The following is a 19,828-nucleotide window of genomic DNA, read 5'->3' as shown; positions in this document are numbered from 1 at the left end:
GTTTTGTAGTGTTTTAAAGTGAAAGTATTTAAAAATTTATATATGTTATATGGCTGTAAAGATTTTATGTCATAACATTAAAAGGTACTTTCATGTCATTGCAACGCGGCATTTATCAGCATTATAAAGGTAATCTCTATCAAGTTTTTTCTGTGGCAAAACACAGCGAGACTGAAGAAGAGTTAGTCGTTTATCAGTGTCTTTATGGTGACTATTCAACTTGGGTACGTCCTTTAGATATGTTTACTGAAACGGTTCAAATGGCTGATGGAAGTATCGTGCCGCGTTTCAAGTTAATTCAAAGCACTTAACTCAAACGACTTTTATATAAAATAACGATTTTAAAGGGTGAATATATGCCAAATACTTTTTTCTTACAAAGAGTTGCCGATTTATATGACACCTTTAAACGACATGATGCACAGCAGACAGATCGTTTGCTGCGGTATCGTAATATTGAGGCGGAGTCTGCAAAATTACTATCGCAATTTATTCGGATGCAGCAAGCTAAATCAATTTTAGAAATTGGGACTTCAACAGGTTACTCTACTTTATGGCTTGCTGAGGCTGCTCAAGCTACTCATGGAAAAGTAACCACGCTTGAAATTGATGCCAATCGTAGTAATGAAGCTAAACGCCATGCGACTGAACTGGCATTAGATGAATTGGTAGATTTTTGGGTTGGAGATGCAGCCGACTATTTAAAAGAAACTCATGAAACTTTCGATTTTATTTTGTTAGATGCTGAGCGTCCTGCGTATGAGAATTATTGGCCAGATTTAAAACGGCTGACGAAGCCAAAAGGTGGCGTACTCATTATTGATAATGTTATTTCACATGCGGCTGAAGTCAGTTCATTCTTAGCATTAATTAAAAAAGATGAAAATTTTATGAGTAGTATTTTGCCCGTAGGCGCTGGTTTATGCATTGTAGTGGCAAGATAAACCATATTGAAAATATGATTTATTCATTCATAAAGGCCTGTTCTAAGCAGGCCTTATTTTATTATGTTATGAAGCATTCACTAAAGATAGGCGAGTAAAGTGTAAATCGAATTCTAAATATTTATGTACAAAAGCAGCTTTGTCTGTTGATCGTAATAAGTTGTCATAAATAAATTCTGGTACAGGATGATAAAGTTCGCCTGAACCATCGCTATAAAATATTTTTAGATGACGTGAAGTCGCATTGTATTTCCATGAAGTGACTGCCAAAGTATTCGTCATAAATTTTTCCCCTTTTATTTCATATGATTTAAGCTCAAAAAACATCGGTTATTTATTCGACATTACTCAAACTTCATGTAATGGGGAAGGGCATAATTGTAAAAGTATCAGTAGAAAATGTGATGTGCTTATTCAAAACAAAAGAACCATCCGATGAGGGATGGTTCTTTGAGTTTTTAAAATCTAATAAGAGATTAGATTTTACCAACTAGGTCGATAGATGGAGCAAGAGTAGCTTCGCCTTCTTTCCATTTAGCTGGGCAAACTTCACCTGGGTGAGCGTGTACGTATTGAGCAGCTTTTACTTTACGAAGAAGTTCAGATGCGTCACGGCCGATACCACCAGCGTTGAGTTCAACGATTTGGATTTTACCTTCTGGATCGATAACGAAAGTACCACGGTCAGCTAAACCTTCAGATTCGATAAGAACGTCGAAGTTTTTAGAAAGAGTCCAAGTCGGGTCACCAACTAATGGATATTGGATTTTTTTGATTTCTTCAGAAGTGTCGTGCCAAGCTTTGTGAGTGAAGTGTGTATCAGTAGATACAGCATAAATTTCAACACCAAGTTTTTGGAATTCAGCGTAGTTGTCAGCTAAGTCACCAAGTTCAGTTGGGCAAACGAAAGTGAAGTCAGCTGGATAGAAGAATACAACAGACCATTTACCTTTAAGGTTAGTTTCGTTAACTTCAACAAATTGGCCGTTGTGGTAAGCAGTTGCTTGGAATGGTTTAACTTCAGTATTAATCAAGCTCATCATTGTCTCCATGATTGAGGTTTATATTTAAACTTGTTTACGAGATCTAGAATAAATAAAAATTCTTTATTGGGGAAATAGTATTTTTACATGACTAAAATCGGAAAATCGAATAAGTGATAAATTTACGATTTTTAAGTCCCCAAACACTGTATTCGATTTGACTGCAAAAACATGTAAATCAAATGACAGTTATCGTAAAAGAAACTTGCCTAACAACATGAAGTCTCGTTAGTCAAAATTCAAGGGTAAAATTTTAAAAAATTAAAAATATATAAAAAACCAACTGTTTTACCTTATGGTCATTAGAGCGTAAAATAGAGGATTGTTGTATTTTCAGGAAAATTTGTCTGTGCAGAATGATTTAAATATTGATCAGTGGGTGATGGCAAGAGATCGTTACCGTTTAAATCGTTTGCGTAAAGATAAAAAAGCCAATACAGCAGAGATTGAAAAATTATTTGAACAATCTAATGCCAAAGTAAGGCAGCGATTTGAACGTCTCCCTAAAATTAAACTGAATCAGGAACTACCTGTTTCTCAATATGCTGACCGTTTAATTGATGCGATTCAAAAACATCAGGTCATTATTGTGGCAGGTGAGACGGGTTCAGGTAAAACCACTCAGCTTCCTCAAATTGCAATGCTAGCAGGTCGTGGCTTAACGGGTATGATTGGTCATACTCAGCCACGTCGTTTAGCTGCACGTAGTGTTTCTCAGCGTATTGCAGAAGAAGTCGGAGAAAAGCTTGGTGAATCGATTGGTTTTAAAATCCGATTTAATGAACAAGGTTCGCAAGATTCAATTGTACGGTTAATGACCGATGGTATTTTGCTTGCTGAGTTAGGCAATGACCGTTTCTTGTCTAAATATGACACGATCATTATTGATGAAGCGCATGAACGCTCACTCAATATCGATTTTATTATGGGTTATTTAAAGCAGTTACTGCCAAAACGCCCAGATCTAAAAGTTATCGTGACTTCGGCCACTTTAGATGTAAATCGCTTTAGTAATTACTTTAATGATGCGCCTATTTTTGAAGTAGAAGGGCGTAGTTATCCTGTCGAAGTGCTTTATCGCCCAATTTCAGAAATGAATATTGGCGGCAGTGATGACGATGAGTTTGATGATTTTGAAGAAAACCTTCCACGCGCAGTTGTACAAGCGGTAGAAGAATGCTTTGCAGATGCAGAAGCAAAAGGTCATCCAGAACATGCCGATATTCTAATTTTTTCAAGCACAGAGCAAGAAATTCGAGAATTACAGGAAACGTTGCAAAAGTACGGGCCAAGACATACCGAAATTTTACCGCTGTATGCGCGTTTAGCTGTTTCTGAACAACAGAAGATTTTTAGTCCGGGTGGAAAAGGCCGTCGTATTATTATTGCGACGAACGTGGCCGAAACTGCACTTACGGTTCCAAACATTCGTTATGTGATTGATAGTGGTTTTGCTCGTATATCACGTTATAACTACCGTTCACGTGTACAACGCTTACCCATTGAAGCAATTTCTCAAGCCGCAGCCAATCAGCGTAAAGGGCGTTGTGGTCGTATTGCTCCAGGTGTGTGTATTCGTTTATATAGCGAAGAAGATTTTTTAAGTCGCCCTGAGTTTACCGAACCAGAAATTAAACGAACCAACTTAGCGTCTGTTATTTTGCAAATGCAGAGTTTAGGGTTAGGTGAGTTAGAAAACTTTGATTTTATTGAGCCACCAGATTTCCGCCTTGTAAATGATGGCCGTAAGTTGCTGATTGAGTTAGGCGCACTTAACGAGAAGAAAAATGAGCTGACTAAAGTCGGGCAAATGATGGCACGTATGCCAATTGATCCACGTTTGGCACGTATGATCGTGGGTGGTGCTCATTTTGGCGTACTCAAAGAAATCTTAATTGTGGTAAGTGCTTTAGCTGTTCAGGACCCGCGTGAGCGTCCGGCAGATAAACAAATGCAAGCTGACCAAAAGCATGCTTTGTTTAAGGAAGCAGATTCAGATTTTCTGTTTTATTTAAAACTTTGGGAGACTTTAAATCCTAAAGGCGAAGCAGGCATGTCTGAAAATAAACGGCGTCAATTTGCCAAGCAGCATTTCTTAAGCTGGTTGCGTTTACGTGAATGGAAACAGACACACCAGCAATTGGTTGAGTTAGCCGAAGGCTTAAAACTTAGCTTTAATGAAAAACCTGCGAATTATGAAAACTTGCACCGAGCATTGCTGACAGGTTTATTATCGTTTATTGCTAATAAAACAGATGAACGTAATACCTTTATGGCGGTGCGTCAGCAAAAGGCTAAAGTTTTCCCTGCAAGTACGCTGCACAAAACCAATACTTCTTGGGTGATGGCTTTTGAGATGGTCGAAACCTCTCAAGTGTACTTACGTACTTTAGCCAAAATTGATCCTGAATGGATTTTGCTAGCTGCACGTGACTTATTGAAATATCACTATTTTGAGCCGCATTGGTCTAAGAAAGCGGGAATCATTAATGCATATGCACAAATTTCTTTATTTGGTTTAATTATTGAGCCAAAACGTTTAATTAATTTTGAGAAAGTTGATCAGCCTGCTGCCCATGAGATTTTCTTACGCGATGCATTAACCACAGGTAACTTGGGTACAGTTCCACCATTTTTAAAACACAACTTACTTAAGCTTGAAGAAGTAGAGCGAGTTGAGGATAAATTGCGTCGTCGTGATTTGGTGGTGGATGAAGAAACAATTTATCAGTTTTACGCGTCGAAAATTCCTGAGGAAATCGCGAGTCGCCGTAGTTTTGAAGACTGGCGTGCAACGGTAGAAGCAAATAATCCTCGTTATTTATTTATTGACGATGATGCGCTCTGGCTCAATGACCGACCAACCACGCAGCAATTCCCAGATCATTTACACAATGGGCAGCTGCGTTTAGCAACCACATATCATTTTGATCCGAGTCATGATGAAGATGGTGCCACTGTTCAAATTCCTGTACAGGCGTTGCCTCAAGTCGATGAAAATATTTGGTCATGGGGAATTCCAGGTTGGCGCCAAGATTTAATTGAGGCTTTACTCAAAGCTTTACCTAAAGACAAGCGTCGTAATGTGGTGCCAATTCCTGATACAGCTCGTAAGCTCATGCAAGGGGTTGATGCAGTACATTTACGTGAACATATTTTTAGTTATTTAGCTTTTGCCTTACGTGGTGAGCAAATTACTGAAAAAGATTTCTCGTTTGAACGTATTGATCCATATTTGGTGCCTTTCATTAAGGTTATTGATGAAAAAGGTAAGCTGATTGCGAAAGGGCGTGATTTACCTGAGTTAAAAGCACGTTGTCGTGTAGAAACGCATCGTCCAGTGAAACAGCAAAAAGGTGAGTTTAAGGACTTTCCTGAAAACTTTACTTTCGAGGCTTCTCATAAAGTTACGGGCGTTGTAGTAAAGCAATATCAGGCTTTAGTTCCGACCAAGGCTTTTGCTGACCTCGAAGCTAAAGATGAGTCAGGCATTGTTATTCAAACGTTTAACGATCAGGCTGAGGCGATTAAACAGCATCGTGAAGGTATTATTCGTCTAGTCCATATGCAACTTGGCGATTTGGTTCGTCAGTTGAAAAAGCAGATTTCAAAACCGCTCGCGTTGGCTTATTCACCTTTGGGCGATAAAGCTAAGCTTGAGCAGATGTTGGTCTATGCAACGTTGCAGATGGCAATTACGACTCTGCCAATTAACGCAGATGAATTTAACAAACTGCTCGAGCAAGTTAAAAAGCAATTTTTGACCCATGGTCAGCAAGCACTTGAGCAGTTAAGTGATATTTACATTCAGTGGCAGCAAATCCGTCGTCAGCTTTTAGTGCTTGATCCAAACGTGTTTGGGCGCAGTATTGATGATATTGAAGATCAACTAGATTTAATGTCACTTGGTAATTTTGTTTACTGCCAACCAGTCGATCTTTGGCAGGAATATCCGCGATATTTAAAAGCGCTGCTATTGCGTTTAGATCGATTGCCAAATAATCTACAGCGAGATCATGCCGCTATTGATGATGTCGATCCATGGATGGACAAGGTATTTAAATTCAAAAATAATCCCAAAATCAAAGAATTGTATTTGATGTTGGAAGAATTCCGCATTTCTTTATTTTCTCAACCGATGAAAACCAAGATGCCTATTTCGCCAACTCGACTGCAAAAGTTATGGGATCGTTTGGGAATCAGTTAAGATAGATCGGGGTCTGTTTATGTTGTTGTTTAGCCTACAACGCAATTTATAAATGAAAGATTAACAGACCCTATTCATTTTTTTAGGAGTTTTACATGGGCATTCGTATCACAGGTACTGGGTTATTTCACCCAACAGAAATCATTTCTAATGAAGAACTGGCCGACAGTTTAAATGCTTATGTGGAACAATATAACCAAGAGAATGCAGAGAAAATTGCAGCAGGTGAACTCGAAGAATTACGTGGTTCTAGTGCTGAATTTATTGAAAAAGCGTCTGGTATTAAGCGCCGTTACGTGATTGAGAAATCAGGTATTCTCGATCCAAATCGTTTGCGTCCTCGTTTGTCTGAACGTTCAAATGATGAACTTTCACTTCAAGCAGAGTGGGGCGTCATTGCTGCGAAACAGGCAATGGAAAATGCAGGCGTAACTGCTGAAGATATCGATGTTGTGATTTTGGCATGTTCAAACATGCAGCGTGCTTATCCAGCAGTTGCGATTGAAATTCAGTCGGCACTTGGCATTCAAGGTTATGCCTACGACATGAACGTTGCATGTTCAGCTGCCACTTTTGGTTTGAAACAAGCGGCAGATGCAATTCGTTCAGGCGCTCGTCGTGTTTTATTAGTGAACGTTGAGATTACATCGGGTCACTTAGATTACCGTAATCGTGATTGTCACTTCATTTTTGGCGACGTTGCAACGGCTTCTATTATTGAAGAAACCACTACTAAAACTGGTTTTGAAATTTTAGATATTCATTTATTTACTCAATTTTCAAACAACATTCGCAATAACTTCGGTTTCTTAAACCGTAGCGAAGATGCAGTGGTTGACGACAAGTTATTCCGTCAAGATGGTCGCAAAGTCTTTAAAGATGTTTGTCCGTTAGTGGCAAAAATCATTAATGCGCAGTTGGAAAAAATGCAGTTAACTGCAAACGATATTAAGCGTTTCTGGTTACACCAAGCCAATGCCAACATGAATGAACTAATCTTGAAATATGTGGCTGGTAAAGAGGCAGATCTAAGCCGTGCCCCAATTATTCTAGATGAGTTTGCTAATACCTCTTCAGCAGGCGTGATCATTGCTTTACACCGTACAGGCCATGAAGTAGATAATGGCGAATATGGCGTGATTTCATCTTTCGGTGCTGGTTATTCAGTCGGTTCGATTGTTGTACAAAAGCACGTTGCTTAAGTTGCAAAGTTAATTAAAAAACGCTCGTAAGAGCGTTTTTTTATGAGCGAAATTAATATAAAAAAGCGAACCAACATTGGCCCGCTTAAATTGAATCAAAAGTTATTAAAACTTTTTGGTGTAGTTTACAAACAGGCGATCTTCACCAAAGTCATTACCATGTTTAACGTTGTAATCAATACGAATGTATTGCAGGGCAACACCCTTTAAGAATGGCTGTTGAAATGCATAGTTTAAAATCACATTCGACTCAGTTTCATGATTCTTTTCGCCATTGGCTGCTTTAAAATCATGGCCATAGACATATTTCACCATTGCGTTTAAGCCCGGTACATAATCTTTAAAGTCGTAGCCATACATTACATGATAAGACTTTTCGTCTTCTTTAAAGAAACCAGTAGCGTTCCAGTTAATGAAATACGTCTCTGGTAAGAAACCATCTGGTAATGGATAAGCCGACTCACCGATAATCTGCTGGTATCCCAAGCCAAAGGTATGGTTTTTTACTTTAAGAGTCTCCAGCACCCCAATATTTTGTGCATCAATATCAAAAGTGTTGCCGTCATCTTTTGCATTAAAGTACTTAAACTTAGAGGTCAGGGCAAAATTAGGTTGTTTCCAATTATGCTCAAGTCCAACATAGTGTTTGTTGTAGAGGTCTTCTAAATTACCAAAATAATATTCGCCCTTTAAAGACGGCGTAAATTGATAGCGCAGATCTATGTAGTTCAGGCCATCAGATTCTTTGGTCATTCCATTTGCCGTGAATGAAAACTTTTTAAAGTCTTCTTCATTTCGTGGAGAGACTTTTTCAACCCGACCAATTTCTGCATAAAGCTGATCTGAAAGTTGCGACTTAAGATTGGTTCCCCAATATGAAGCAAGTAATTGTCGGCTCGCATCAACAGCTGTTACAGGCAGGTCTAACCAAAGCTCACCGACACTTAAAAGAGTTTTGTCATAGCCCAGTTTTAAGGTCGCACCGTATTTTAAAAAGTCAGATGCTTGTGACTGTGTTTCTTTATTAAAAGGCAAAACTGTGTCCGCAACATGTTTGTCTGAACTTAAGCGCACGGCGTATTGAACAGAAGAATCGGCCCCAATCGTAATCGGTTTGTCTGCAATTTGCAGAGGGGTGTCATGCATTTTCGACTTATAAAATAGCGATGCTGCCTGAGACCAACTGCCCGTATCTTTGAGTGCATCATTATCAAAATTACGATTGATATAGGCATTCTTTAGCGTGAACTTCCATTCATCTTCAGGCTGCTGATTTGGATTTGCAGCGAATGAATTGCCACACATTAACACTAAGGTCGCAAAAGTTAAAACACATGGCTTAAAGCGGTGTAATAATTCCATAATCCATTTCCAAAAAGATGCGCCAGTCCTCGGCGCATGTATTTTTACTGCTGGGTAAGCGTGTTTTGAGGGTTAAAAGTTGATGGTGTTTGTGCAGCAACAGAGGCTTTGAGATTGACCATAAATATTGCAAATGCAGCAATCACACCCGGAATTGCAATCACTAAGAAATTCATTTGGTGAGGAAGCTCAAGTGTGAGTAGCGCTCCGGTTAAAACTGGTCCGATAATCGCGCCAATACGACCAATTCCAGATGCCCAGCCCATGCCAGTTGAACGAAGTGCTGTTGGATAGAACTGTGCCACGAAAGTGTAGAGTAAGATTTGTGAACCAATTGTGGCAGCGCCAGCAATCGCAATCAGGCTATATAAAATAAATTGTGGACTATTAATGCCAAGCAGAATTAAAGCTGCTGATCCCACAATAAACATGATCGTAATAACAGGTTTTAAATGGAATCTATCTGCCAAAGCACCACCACCAATTGCCCCAACCATGCCGCCAATATTGAGTGCAAAGAGGAACAACATGCTCGCACCTAATGAGTAGCCCGCTTGCAGCATGAGTTTAGGTAACCAGCTTCCTAAGGCATACACCATGAGTAAGCACATAAAGAAAGCGATCCAGAACATAAATGTGCTGAAAGTACGGCCTTGTTGGAAAAGTGCACGGACAGGTGCATCTGTGGTTGTGCTTTCGTTTAACACCAGTTGTGTATTGGCGTTTACCTGCGTTTCTGGCGCAATTTTACAAACAATACTTTTTGCCTGCTCGCTATGGTTTGATTTCACTAAAAAGGTGAGAGATTCAGGTAAAAATTTCCAAATGAGTGGGAGCAATAATAGGGGAATACCCGCAATTAAAAACATGATTTGCCAGCCCATGTCTTTCACGAGCCATGCGCCAAGTAGAGCAGATGTCATGCCACCAATTGCATAGCCACTAAACATAATTGCGACTAATGTACTGCGGATTTTTTTCGGCGCGTATTCAGTCATAAGCGCGACGACGTTTGGCATAACGCCACCAATCCCAAGGCCTGCAATAAAGCGCAAAATAGCAAACTCTGTTGGTCCTTTGGCAAAGGCACCTATAAAGGTAAATCCGCTAAATAAGGTGACACAAATCAGGATGGTTTTTTTACGTCCCAGTTTGTCTGAAAGTGTGCCGAAAATCATGGCACCAAACATCATACCGAATAGAGCAGCACTGGCGAGTAAACCAGCTTCTACCGCAGTTAATGACCATTGCTGCATTAACAGAGGAAGAGCAACCCCATAAATAACTAAATCATATCCATCAAAAATAATAATAAGTAAGCACCAGATTAAAACTTTCCAATGAAAAGATGTAAAACTGGCTTTATCAATTAACTCATTAATATTTACCTTGCTCGTATCCATTTTCTTCACCTCCAATTTGTGAAGCATCGCGTTATTTTTTAATAAACTATTTTGTTATTGGATTAGAGTCAAAAACCTAATTGATATATCTTTATGTCTTTAAGGTATTGTGCTTTTATTAATTTAATTATTTGAAAAATATGTATTTATTTTGATTTCTTTAGTTGGTTTTGTTGTGTCATTAAAATGGGGTTAAATATTGTATTATGAGAATTTTAAGGATTTTAGAGATGTTTTTTTATGGATTTTATTGATGATAATCACACTTAAAAATATCGTTAAATTTATATTATGAGTTGAAGTAAAAATATAAAAACAAAATACTAAAATCTATTATTTAATTATTTTAGAAATTTATCTTAAAGATGAAATTTAATTTATATTTAATAGAAATCGCCAAAACAGTGTTAGCGAATTATTTGCATCCTGATTTGGCGATTGAGGCTTTATTCTAGTGGTAGGCGCTTAGATAAAAAACTTAATTTGTGGCTGGCGTTGAGCGTGGGGTGAGAATGAAATGGGCGATTACACCAATGCAAATACCCCAAAAAACTGAGCTTAATCCAAGAAAATGCATGCCTGATGCGGTAGCTAAAAAGGTAATAAGTGCAGCATCACGTTGACTATCATTCTTCATGGCAACAGAAATATTGGTCGCAATTGCTCCAAGCAAGGCTAAACCTGCCAGTGCTGCAACCAACTCTTTAGGAAGTAAGCTAAATAGCATGACAATACTGCCAGCAAATAACCCACCTAAAATATAAAAAATCCCATTGGCGATTCCTGCGATATATCGTTTTTCTTTAAGTTCATGTGCATCTTTGCCCATACATAAAGCAGCGGTAATTGAAGCAAGCACAATGGTAATACCGCCGACGCAAGCAACAGCTAAAGAGGCAATACTGGTGACAGTAATAATGGGTTTGGCTGGGGTATCGTAACCGCTGAGTTTCATAATCGCCATACCCGGTAAAAATTGGCCGGTTAAGCTGACTAAAATGAGAGGAACAGCGAGGTTGAGTGTTGAGTTCCATGTCCATTCTGGGCTAATCCACTGGGGGATTGCTAAATTAAAACTCACATCAACCGGATTCATTTTGCCTAAAATGAGGCTTAATAAAACTCCGGCAGCTAACACCCAAATCATGGTGTAGCGCGGCATTAAACGTTTGGCAATTAAAAAGACAATGAGCATGCTAAAAACAATAAAAGGCATGCTATCAGACGCGGTAAATAGACCAATACCAAATTGAAAAAGAATACCTGCCATCATGCCGGCAGCGACGTCTTGCGGAATCCATTTTAGTAATTTGTCGAAGTAACCTATAACGCCAATTAAAAAAATAACGATAGCAGAAGTAATATAGGCGGCTACTGCTTCATTCAATGAAATGTTTGGAAATAGGGTAACTAACAGGGCAGTACCTGGTGCTGACCATGCGGTTATGACAGGCGTTTTATATTTAATCGAAAGATAAATACCTGAAACGGCAGCACCAATTGAGATTCCCCAAATCCATGACACCATCATGTCGGTGGACACATGAGCACGCTGAGCAGCTTGGAAAAAAATAATTAGTGGGCCTGAGTAAGAAATTAAAACCGCGAGAAAGCCCGCAACTGTTGCTGATATGGACCAGTCATTTTTTAATGTCTTTAACAGGGTTGCCATGTGTGATTGCCTCCATGCAAATCATGTTATTTACCCAATCATATAAAAAGATCAGGATTAACCCTGATCTCCACCTCCGACCGGAATGACCGATCCCGTCATATACGATGCGTCGTCTGATGCAAGAAATAAAATTGCATTGACTTGTTCTTGAATTGTGCCATAACGGCCCATAAATGTTCGATCTATGGTTTGATCAACTACTTGCTGCATCCAGTCTTTTTCATTTTGACTTAACGGGTTGGCGTTACGTGGCACTTTACGAGGTGGCGCTTCGGTTCCACCCGTCGCCACGGCATTGACTCGAATCCCATCTTTCGCATGTTCAAAAGCAAGCGATGCTGTTAGAGCATTTACACCACCTTTAGATGCAGAGTAGGGAATACGGTGAATACCACGGGTTGCAATTGAAGAGACATTTACAATAACACCCGCTTGTTGCTTAATCATGGCGGGTAGCACAGCGCGGCAACACCATAAAGTTGGAAACAATGAGCGATTGACTTCCTTAATGATCTCTTCTTCGGAAAACTCTTCAAAAGGTTTCATCCAGATCGCGCCGCCTACGTTATTAATCAGGATATCTACCCGACCATAATGTTCGATGGCTTTTGCAACAACCGCTTGCGCGCCTGCATAGGTTTCTAGGTCAGTATTAATCGTAACAGCATCACCACCTGTACTCTGAATTTCTTTGAGAACGTCTTCAACGTATTCAGAGCGGTCAGCCATGATGACTTGGCCGCCTTCAGCTGCAACTTGCAGTGCCACACCACGACCAATACCTTGGGCACTACCCGTAACAATCACGACTTTATTAGTAAATCTTTGACGGTTTGACATAGATAACTTCTCCATCTATTAATTCGCAGAGAACTTTTCAAACAAGAAATTAGCAGGTTTGATATTTTCAGTTTCTAACCAACCACGTACCGCTTCTACCATTGGCACTGGGCCACATAGATAAACATCGACATCGCCACCGTTTAACCATTCACTTTCAATATGACCAGTGACATAGCCTTTGCGTTCATGGTTACTCTCAGAGCTTGCGACCACAGTTCGATATTCAAACCATGGAAATTTCGCCTGCAACTCATTGAGTTTTTCTAGAGCAACCAAATCAAAGTCATTGGTGACACCAAAGACTAAACGAACTGGTTGTTCTGAACCTTTTTCTTCAAGCACTTGTAACATCGACATAAATGGGGCAATACCAGTACCGCCTGCAAGCATTAGCACTGGACGCGCTACATTACGTAAGTAGAAGCTACCGAATGGACCTGTAAATGTCATTTTGTCGCCAGCTTTAGCATTCTTGCTTAAGAATTCACTCATCTTGCCATTTGGTACATTACGTACCACAAAACCAGTTAAACGATTACCCGGTTTTGAGCTAAATGAATATGAACGGGTTTCGCCAGTTTTTGGAATTGCAACATTTACATACTGACCTGCAAGGAAATGAATATCCGGTTGGCCTTCATCAAGTTGAATGTCAAAAGTGATGGTTGAATCTGATAAGTTTTCAACGCGGGCTAGGGTACCTTGGAAGCTATGAATTTCTGTTTTGCAGACATCTGATGACGCCTGAATCTGAAATACAGCATCGGACGTTGGTCGACATTGGCAAGCAAGAATGTAGCCTTGCTCAGCTTCTTCTGGGGTTAATGCATCTTCAATATAGGTTTCTTCTGGCATGTCATAACTACCGGACTCGCAAAATGCGCGGCAAGTTCCACATGCACCATCACGGCAATCCAAAGGAATATTAATTTTTTGGCGATAAGCTGCGTCAGATAGGGTTTCGCCCTGAGCTACGTTAATGAAACGTGTAACACCATTTTCAAATTGAAGTGCAACATTGTGGTTTGACATGGCATGTATCCTACAAAATATTTGAAACTTTTACCCTCAGTCAACAGTCCGTTTAACTGAGGGGGTATGTCTTAAAGGTGGTAAATATCAATCACTTGATTGATGTAGTCATTTTTCAAAACGACATACTTGCTCAAGATTTTTGGTTGATCACCTGAAAAATCGATCACATAACGTGACATACCGAAATAGCTGTAATTTGTCTTGTAACGGAAACTCAAGGTATTCCAGTTAAAGCGAACAGTGACTTTGTCGCCGTCGCGATCGAGAACTTCAACGTTGGCAATATTGTGGCTTGTGCGTGTGTCCGGCATGGTTGCAGATGAGCGTTCAGTTTTAATACGGAACACACGATCTTCTAAACCTTGACGGTCTGGATAATAAATAAGTGAAATTTCAGATTGCGGGTCTTCAGTTAATTTATCGTCGTCATCCCAAGCTGGCATCCAGAAAGAAGCTTCCGGTGCATAGCATTCAAGCCAGTCATCCCATTGTTCATCATCTAAAAAACGAGCTTCACGATAGAGAAACTGAGCAATATTTTCTAAAGTTGCTTTGTCTTGAGCACTCATGCTGTTTCTCCCTGATCAGCAATTTCTTTCTCTGATGCAATCGCGTGTTTCATGGTGTGTAACCAATATTGATGTTGGGCAAGATAAAGCCCTTCATCTTCAGTTTTGATCCCACTTAACATGGGTTTTAAACCGATTTCGTTCGCTGCCTCGTCTGGTCCATAAATCCAGTGTTTTGAACCGCGGCACATGTCATTCCATTCAAGTGCAATACCTGCATAGCCTGCCTGACAAGCACGGAATTCTTCTAAATCGTCTGGTGTTGCCATGCCTGAGGCATTAAAGAAATCTTCATATTGACGGATACGACGTGCACGAGCTTCAGGTGCTTCACCTTTAGGTGCGATACAGTAAATGGTAACTTCGGTTCGATTAACCGAAAGTGGGCGAAGTACACGAATTTGCGAACCGAACTGATCCATCAAATAAACATTTGGATAGAGACACAAGTTACGTGAACGCTCAATCATCCATTTCGACATGGCTTCGCCGTATTTTTCGGTGTATTCGTCTGCTTTTGGGAAGTTTGGACGGTCTTCTGGGTTTGCCCATTGTGTCCAAAGCAACATGTGGCCATTTTCAAAGCCATACGAGCCACCGCCTTGTTTACCCCAAGAACCTGCACTCATGGCACGAATGTTATCGGCAGCTTGAGTTTCTTTACGGTGTTGAGTCGTTGCTGCATAGTTCCAGTGAACAGCAGAAACGTGATAACCATCTGCACCATTTTCAGCAGTGAGTTTCCAGTTGCCTTCATAGGTATAGGTAGATGAACCACGTAAAACTTCTAAACCATGTTCAGACTGGTCAACAATCATGTCGATGATTTTGGTGGTTTCACCTAAGAATTCTTCAAGTGAAGGAACATCGGGATTTAAGCTGCCAAATAAGAAGCCTTTGTAGCTCTCAAAACGAGCCACTTTTTTAAGATCGTGTGAACCATCTTGGTTAAAACAGTCAGAATAGCCTGCTTCACTTGGATCTTTAACCTTGAGCAATTTACCTGAGTTGTTAAACGTCCAGCCGTGGAAAGGGCAAGTATACGTTGCTTTGTTACCACGTTTGTAACGGCAAAGTTGTGCTCCGCGGTGTGAACACGCATTGATCATGGCATTCAATTCACCGTTACGGTTACGTGCAATAATGACAGGCTGACGACCAATGTAAGTGGTGTAGTAGTCATTATTGTTTGGAATTTGGCTTTCGTGTGCTAAGTAAACCCAATTACCTTCGAAGATATATTTCATTTCGAGGTCAAATAGGGCTTCGTCAGTAAACACTGAGCGATGAAGTTTAAATTCACCTGTATCGATGTTATCGACAAGTAATTCATCAATACGGTCAAGATGGCTAGTATTGATTACAGGAATACGTGGCATGTCCGTTCTCCGACTTTCCAAAAGTGTGGAAGTCACCAAGGCCTTAGCTACGATCTACAAGGTCTTGATATCCTAATATTGTCAATGAAGCGCATGAGTGCGCTGGGTGTTTAACCGTGAATTGATGAAGATGAATCACTGGAAGATTGGCAAGAAGGCTTGTTCACAAAGCAATTCATCACTTCATCGGTTTGTTGCTTGTATATACCTTAAAAGAATGGTTAAACTGTGTCTAAGACTGAATTTGCATTTTTTTATATCTTAAAGGTATGGAAACCTTATGGAACTAAGACATTTACGGTATTTTGTGGCTGTTGTTGAAGAACAGAGCTTTACAAAGGCAGCCGAAAAACTATTTATTGCTCAACCACCTTTGAGTAGACAGATTCAAAATCTGGAAAGCGAGCTTGGCATTCAACTGTTTGAGCGTGGAAGTCGTCCTTTACAAACTACACAAGCAGGGCATTTCTTTTACCAGCACGCCGTTAAACTTTTGTCGAATGCTGAAGAAATAAAAAGTATGACCAAGCGTATTGGTCTCATCGAAAGAAGTATGACCATTGGTTTTGTTGGGTCTTTACTTTATGGTTTGTTGCCTCGAATCATTTATTTATTTCGCCAACAGCAACCCCATTTGAATATTCAGCTTATGGAGTTAAGTACAACCGAACAGTTACAGGCATTAAAAGAAGGACGTATTGATGTCGGTTTCGGACGTTTAAGAATTAGTGATCCTGCTGTGAGACGAATTCTTTTACGTAAAGAGCGTTTGGTAGTGGCAGCACATACCAGCCATCCAATTGCACAGCGCACAGAAGGGGTATATCTAGCTGACTTGATTGATGAAAAGATGTTTATGTATCCCACTTCACCGAAACCCAATTTTTCGACCCAGCTTTTGAATATTTTTGCCGAGCATAGTTTGGTTCCAAAAAATATGCATGAGATACGAGAAATTCAATTGGCTTTGGGCTTAGTTGCAGCGGGAGAAGGGATCTGCATTATTCCAGCAAGTGCCGATACCATTCGATTTCCACACTTAAACTATATTCCGATTTTAGATAACGGCGCGGTCAGCCCAATTTTTATTACAGCACGGGCAATGGACCGAAGTGAAGATTTACAGTCACTATTTGATTGTATTTATCAGGTTTATGACTTAGAAGGGATACCTTATCAACGGACTGTCTTTACACTCGATCAAAACCCGATAGATGATTCAAATGGTATCGACTTTTAAATAAAGGAGGTGCATAGCCTCAAAGGATGAAGCTATGCAATTTTATATCTTATTGCACTTTCGCTGGGAAACCATCTTCTTCAAGTGCTTCGGTAATTTTATCGATGCTTTCACTGCTTTCAACAGTCACGATTTTGGTTGTTAAGTCTACATCTACTTTTGCATTTGGATCGACATCTTGAATCGTTGCAGTCACACCACGTGCGCAGCCGCCACATGTCATATTTTCAATAAGTAGTTTCATGTTCATACTCCATCAAGAATGAGATGTTTGTTTGGATAACACTGAGTCTAAACCTTGTCATGATTGTAAGGTCAAGACCAAATTTTTAAAAAAATATGCTTGACCTTCCCATGATGGGAATCTGTATGCTCAATACAGAATATTAAATTTTGCAAATTTGCAGAGGTGTTTGATGGACTCAAAAAACACAAAATTGCCAGCATATAGTGAAACACTTCCAATCGAAGGCATGACTTGTGCCTCGTGTGTAGGTCGTGTCGAAAAAGCACTTAAGAAAGTTGAAAATGTAGAGATTGCCAATGTTAATTTGGCAACAGAAAAAGCGGTTGTTTATTCAAATCAACCAATCCAGCGCGAAGCACTGGTTAAAGCAGTTGAACGAGCAGGTTATGATGTTCCCAAAGCTGCGCCAGTTGAGTTGTCTATTGAGGGTATGACCTGTGCATCTTGTGTTGCACGTGTAGAAAAAGCCCTTAAAAAAGTAGACGGCGTTCAACAAGCTACGGTTAACTTAGCAACAGAGCAGGCTTGGGTACAAGCAGATGCATCAGTCAATGTTGAAGACTTAATTCGCGCTGTTAAAAAAGCAGGTTACGACGCTAAAGCATCTGAAAAAAATCAAGATGAGCAACTCGATAAAAAAGCATCAGAGTTAGATCAGCTTAAAAAAGATTTGATCATTTCGATTGTGTTGGCCTTACCTGTGTTTATTTTGGAAATGGGTTCACATCTCATTCCAGCTTTTCACATGTGGATCATGGACACGATTGGTCAATACAACAGCTGGCTTTTACAGTTTGCTTTGACTACATTAGTGCTCGTTTTTCCAGGTCGCCGTTTTTATCAAAAAGGGATTCCAGCCCTGTGGCGTTTGGCACCAGATATGAACTCGCTAGTGGCAGTTGGAACCTTGGCTGCCTACAGTTTCTCGGTCGTAGCAACCTTTATGCCGCATGTGTTACCACAAGGCACGGTCAATGTTTACTTTGAAGCGGCTGCCGTTATTGTCAGTTTAATTTTACTCGGACGTTATTTTGAAGCCAAAGCTAAAGGACGTACTTCGCAAGCGATTCAACATTTGGTAGGAATGCAGCCTAAAACAGCCCGTATTCAACGTGACGGTCAAGTGGTTGAAGTTGCAGTTGCCGAAGTAGTCAGTGGAACTATTGTAGAAATTCGTCCGGGTGAACGTGTACCAGTCGATGGTGAGGTGGTTGAAGGGCACAGCTACATTGATGAATCTATGATTACGGGTGAACCTGTCCCAGTCGAAAAAGTAGTGGGACAACAGGTGGTCGGTGGTACGGTCAATCAAAACGGAACACTGAACATTCGGGCAACCGCGGTGGGTAGCTCATCTGTACTTTCACAAATTATTCGTATGGTTGAACAAGCCCAAGGTTCTAAACTTCCGATTCAGGGCTTAGTCGATAAAGTCACCATGTGGTTTGTACCTGTAGTGATGTTAATTGCAGCAATTACTTTCTTGGTTTGGTTTATTTGGGGGCCAGAGCCTGCACTCACTTTTGGATTGGTGAATGCCGTTGCAGTACTGATTATTGCGTGTCCTTGTGCGATGGGACTTGCAACACCAACTTCTATTATGGTTGGTACTGGACGTGGTGCCGAGTTAGGTGTCTTGTTCCGTAAAGGTGAGGCTTTGCAGCTTTTACAAGAAGCTCAAGTAGTTGCAGTTGATAAAACGGGTACACTCACTGAAGGTAAACCGACACTCACTGACTTTAATGTGCAATCAGGTTTTGAGCGTGAACAAGTGCTGACTTTGGTTGCTTCGGTCGAAGCCAAGTCTGAACATCCCATTGCTCTTGCGATTGTTCAAGCAGCAGAGAGTGAAGGCTTAAACTTATTACCAGTAACAGCATTTAACTCGATTACAGGTTCAGGTATTGAAGCAGAAGTTTCAGGCCAGAAAGTACAAATTGGCGCAGACCGTTATATGCACCAACTTGGTTTAGACACCAACTCTTTCCAAGCGATTGCTGCTCAGTTAGGTGAAGAAGGCAAAACCCCGCTATACGTTGCTATTGATCAAAAACTTGCGGCAATTATTGCTGTGGCAGATCCAATTAAAGAAACAACCTATGCTGCGATTGAGGCCTTGCATCAATTAGGTCTCAAAGTTGCCATGATTACAGGAGACAACCGTCATACGGCGCAAGCAATTGCCAAAAAGCTGAACATTGACGAAGTTGTGGCAGAGGTTTTACCCGAGGGCAAAGTGGACACAGTCCGCCAACTGCAAAAACAGTATGGGCGCTTAGCTTTTGTTGGTGATGGTATTAACGATGCACCAGCCTTGGCGCAAGCAGATGTCGGTTTAGCTATTGGTACAGGAACAGATGTTGCCATCGAAGCAGCTGATGTTGTGCTCATGTCAGGTAGTTTAAAAGGCGTACCGAATGCAATTGCATTAAGTAAAGCCACCATGCGAAACATACGTCAAAACCTGTTCTGGGCATTTGTATATAACGTTGCACTGATTCCAATTGCAGCAGGGGCATTATATCCAGCATTTGGTGTGTTACTTTCACCGATGTTTGCAGCAGGCGCGATGGCACTTTCTTCGGTCTTTGTTTTAGGCAATGCATTACGCTTAAAACGCTTTCATGCGCCAGTAGAGTAAGCGTGCTGAAAATCAACTTTTGGTTTAAGATCATGACA

15 protein-coding genes and 2 pseudogenes are annotated in these 19,828 nt (G+C 40.4%); 7 read left to right on the top strand and 10 right to left on the bottom strand.

Going from position 1 to position 19,828, the window contains the following annotated elements; genetic code table 11:
• Positions 1 to 92 precede the first annotated feature (92 nt).
• Both ACYU0V_RS12050 and ACYU0V_RS12045 read left to right on the top strand, forming a co-directional pair.
• Positions 93 to 311 carry a DUF1653 domain-containing protein gene (locus ACYU0V_RS12050; protein WP_004702746.1) on the top strand — a complete coding sequence of 73 codons (219 nt, stop codon included), beginning with the start codon at positions 93 to 95 and terminating at the stop codon, positions 309 to 311.
• Between the two features lie 45 nt (positions 312 to 356).
• Entirely contained in the window at positions 357 to 944 is a 588-nt protein-coding gene (locus ACYU0V_RS12045) for an O-methyltransferase (RefSeq protein WP_461847600.1), read from the top strand.
• A 66-nt stretch (positions 945 to 1,010) separates the two neighbouring features.
• Here the strand turns inward: ACYU0V_RS12045 and ACYU0V_RS12040 are convergent, their stop codons facing one another.
• Together ACYU0V_RS12040 and ahpC are read right to left on the bottom strand one after the other, a co-directional pair.
• Entirely contained in the window at positions 1,011 to 1,226 is a 216-nt protein-coding gene (locus ACYU0V_RS12040) for a KTSC domain-containing protein (RefSeq protein ID WP_130121880.1), read from the bottom strand.
• Between the two features lie 194 nt (positions 1,227 to 1,420).
• Positions 1,421 to 1,984, bottom strand: a complete 564-nt coding sequence (gene ahpC / locus ACYU0V_RS12035; protein ID WP_003652649.1) for an alkyl hydroperoxide reductase subunit C — start codon at positions 1,982 to 1,984, stop codon at positions 1,421 to 1,423.
• 352 nt (positions 1,985 to 2,336) lie between these two features.
• Between ahpC and hrpA the strand changes: the two genes are divergently transcribed.
• Both hrpA and ACYU0V_RS12025 read left to right on the top strand, forming a co-directional pair.
• Positions 2,337 to 6,194, top strand: a complete 3,858-nt coding sequence (gene hrpA / locus ACYU0V_RS12030) for an ATP-dependent RNA helicase HrpA (RefSeq protein WP_461847599.1) — start codon at positions 2,337 to 2,339, stop codon at positions 6,192 to 6,194.
• A gap of 95 nt (positions 6,195 to 6,289) precedes the next feature.
• Positions 6,290 to 7,396 (top strand): beta-ketoacyl-ACP synthase III, encoded by a 1,107-nt coding sequence (locus tag ACYU0V_RS12025; RefSeq protein WP_013198471.1) that lies wholly within the window; start codon positions 6,290 to 6,292, stop codon positions 7,394 to 7,396.
• 105 nt (positions 7,397 to 7,501) lie between these two features.
• On the opposite strand, the gene ACYU0V_RS12020 is transcribed toward ACYU0V_RS12025, so the two are convergent.
• The 7 genes and pseudogenes from ACYU0V_RS12020 to benA all read right to left on the bottom strand — a co-directional run bounded on the left by ACYU0V_RS12020 (position 7,502) and on the right by benA (position 15,662).
• Positions 7,502 to 8,758 (bottom strand): OprD family outer membrane porin, encoded by a 1,257-nt coding sequence (locus ACYU0V_RS12020; RefSeq protein ID WP_461847598.1) that lies wholly within the window; start codon positions 8,756 to 8,758, stop codon positions 7,502 to 7,504.
• 44 nt (positions 8,759 to 8,802) lie between these two features.
• Positions 8,803 to 10,161, bottom strand: coding sequence for an aromatic acid/H+ symport family MFS transporter (locus tag ACYU0V_RS12015; RefSeq protein ID WP_461847597.1), 1,359 nt, complete (start codon positions 10,159 to 10,161; stop codon positions 8,803 to 8,805).
• 478 nt (positions 10,162 to 10,639) lie between these two features.
• Positions 10,640 to 11,833 (bottom strand): benzoate/H(+) symporter BenE, encoded by a 1,194-nt coding sequence (gene benE / locus ACYU0V_RS12010; protein WP_461847596.1) that lies wholly within the window; start codon positions 11,831 to 11,833, stop codon positions 10,640 to 10,642.
• A 57-nt stretch (positions 11,834 to 11,890) separates the two neighbouring features.
• Entirely contained in the window at positions 11,891 to 12,676 is a 786-nt protein-coding gene (locus ACYU0V_RS12005; RefSeq protein WP_461847595.1) for a 1,6-dihydroxycyclohexa-2,4-diene-1-carboxylate dehydrogenase, read from the bottom strand.
• 18 nt (positions 12,677 to 12,694) lie between these two features.
• Positions 12,695 to 13,711: a benzoate 1,2-dioxygenase electron transfer component BenC gene (gene benC, locus ACYU0V_RS12000; protein ID WP_461847594.1), complete on the bottom strand. Its 1,017-nt coding sequence runs from the start codon at positions 13,709 to 13,711 to the stop codon at positions 12,695 to 12,697.
• A 52-nt stretch (positions 13,712 to 13,763) separates the two neighbouring features.
• Positions 13,764 to 14,283: pseudogene (gene benB / locus ACYU0V_RS11995) on the bottom strand (benzoate 1,2-dioxygenase small subunit).
• Positions 14,280 to 15,662 (bottom strand): benzoate 1,2-dioxygenase large subunit, encoded by a 1,383-nt coding sequence (gene benA / locus ACYU0V_RS11990; RefSeq protein ID WP_167563887.1) that lies wholly within the window; start codon positions 15,660 to 15,662, stop codon positions 14,280 to 14,282. Before benA ends, benB begins: the two are co-directional and overlap by 4 nt.
• Positions 15,663 to 15,768: 106 nt before the next feature.
• Here benA and ACYU0V_RS11985 point away from each other — a divergent pair.
• Together ACYU0V_RS11985 and ACYU0V_RS11980 are read left to right on the top strand one after the other, a co-directional pair.
• Positions 15,769 to 15,898 (top strand): annotated as a pseudogene (locus ACYU0V_RS11985) (hypothetical protein).
• A 44-nt stretch (positions 15,899 to 15,942) separates the two neighbouring features.
• Positions 15,943 to 16,902: a LysR family transcriptional regulator gene (locus tag ACYU0V_RS11980; protein WP_017386346.1), complete on the top strand. Its 960-nt coding sequence runs from the start codon at positions 15,943 to 15,945 to the stop codon at positions 16,900 to 16,902.
• 49 nt (positions 16,903 to 16,951) lie between these two features.
• On the opposite strand, the gene ACYU0V_RS11975 is transcribed toward ACYU0V_RS11980, so the two are convergent.
• Positions 16,952 to 17,152 (bottom strand): heavy-metal-associated domain-containing protein, encoded by a 201-nt coding sequence (locus tag ACYU0V_RS11975; RefSeq protein WP_080759550.1) that lies wholly within the window; start codon positions 17,150 to 17,152, stop codon positions 16,952 to 16,954.
• 166 nt (positions 17,153 to 17,318) lie between these two features.
• On the opposite strand from ACYU0V_RS11975, the gene ACYU0V_RS11970 reads away from it, so the two are divergent.
• Positions 17,319 to 19,790, top strand: a complete 2,472-nt coding sequence (locus ACYU0V_RS11970; protein WP_461847593.1) for a heavy metal translocating P-type ATPase — start codon at positions 17,319 to 17,321, stop codon at positions 19,788 to 19,790.
• Positions 19,791 to 19,828 lie beyond the last annotated feature (38 nt).

The organism is Acinetobacter sp. X9 (genome assembly GCF_054889255.1).
The sequence above is the reverse complement of the archived record's forward strand: the minus strand, read 5'-3'. Positions and strand labels throughout refer to the sequence as shown.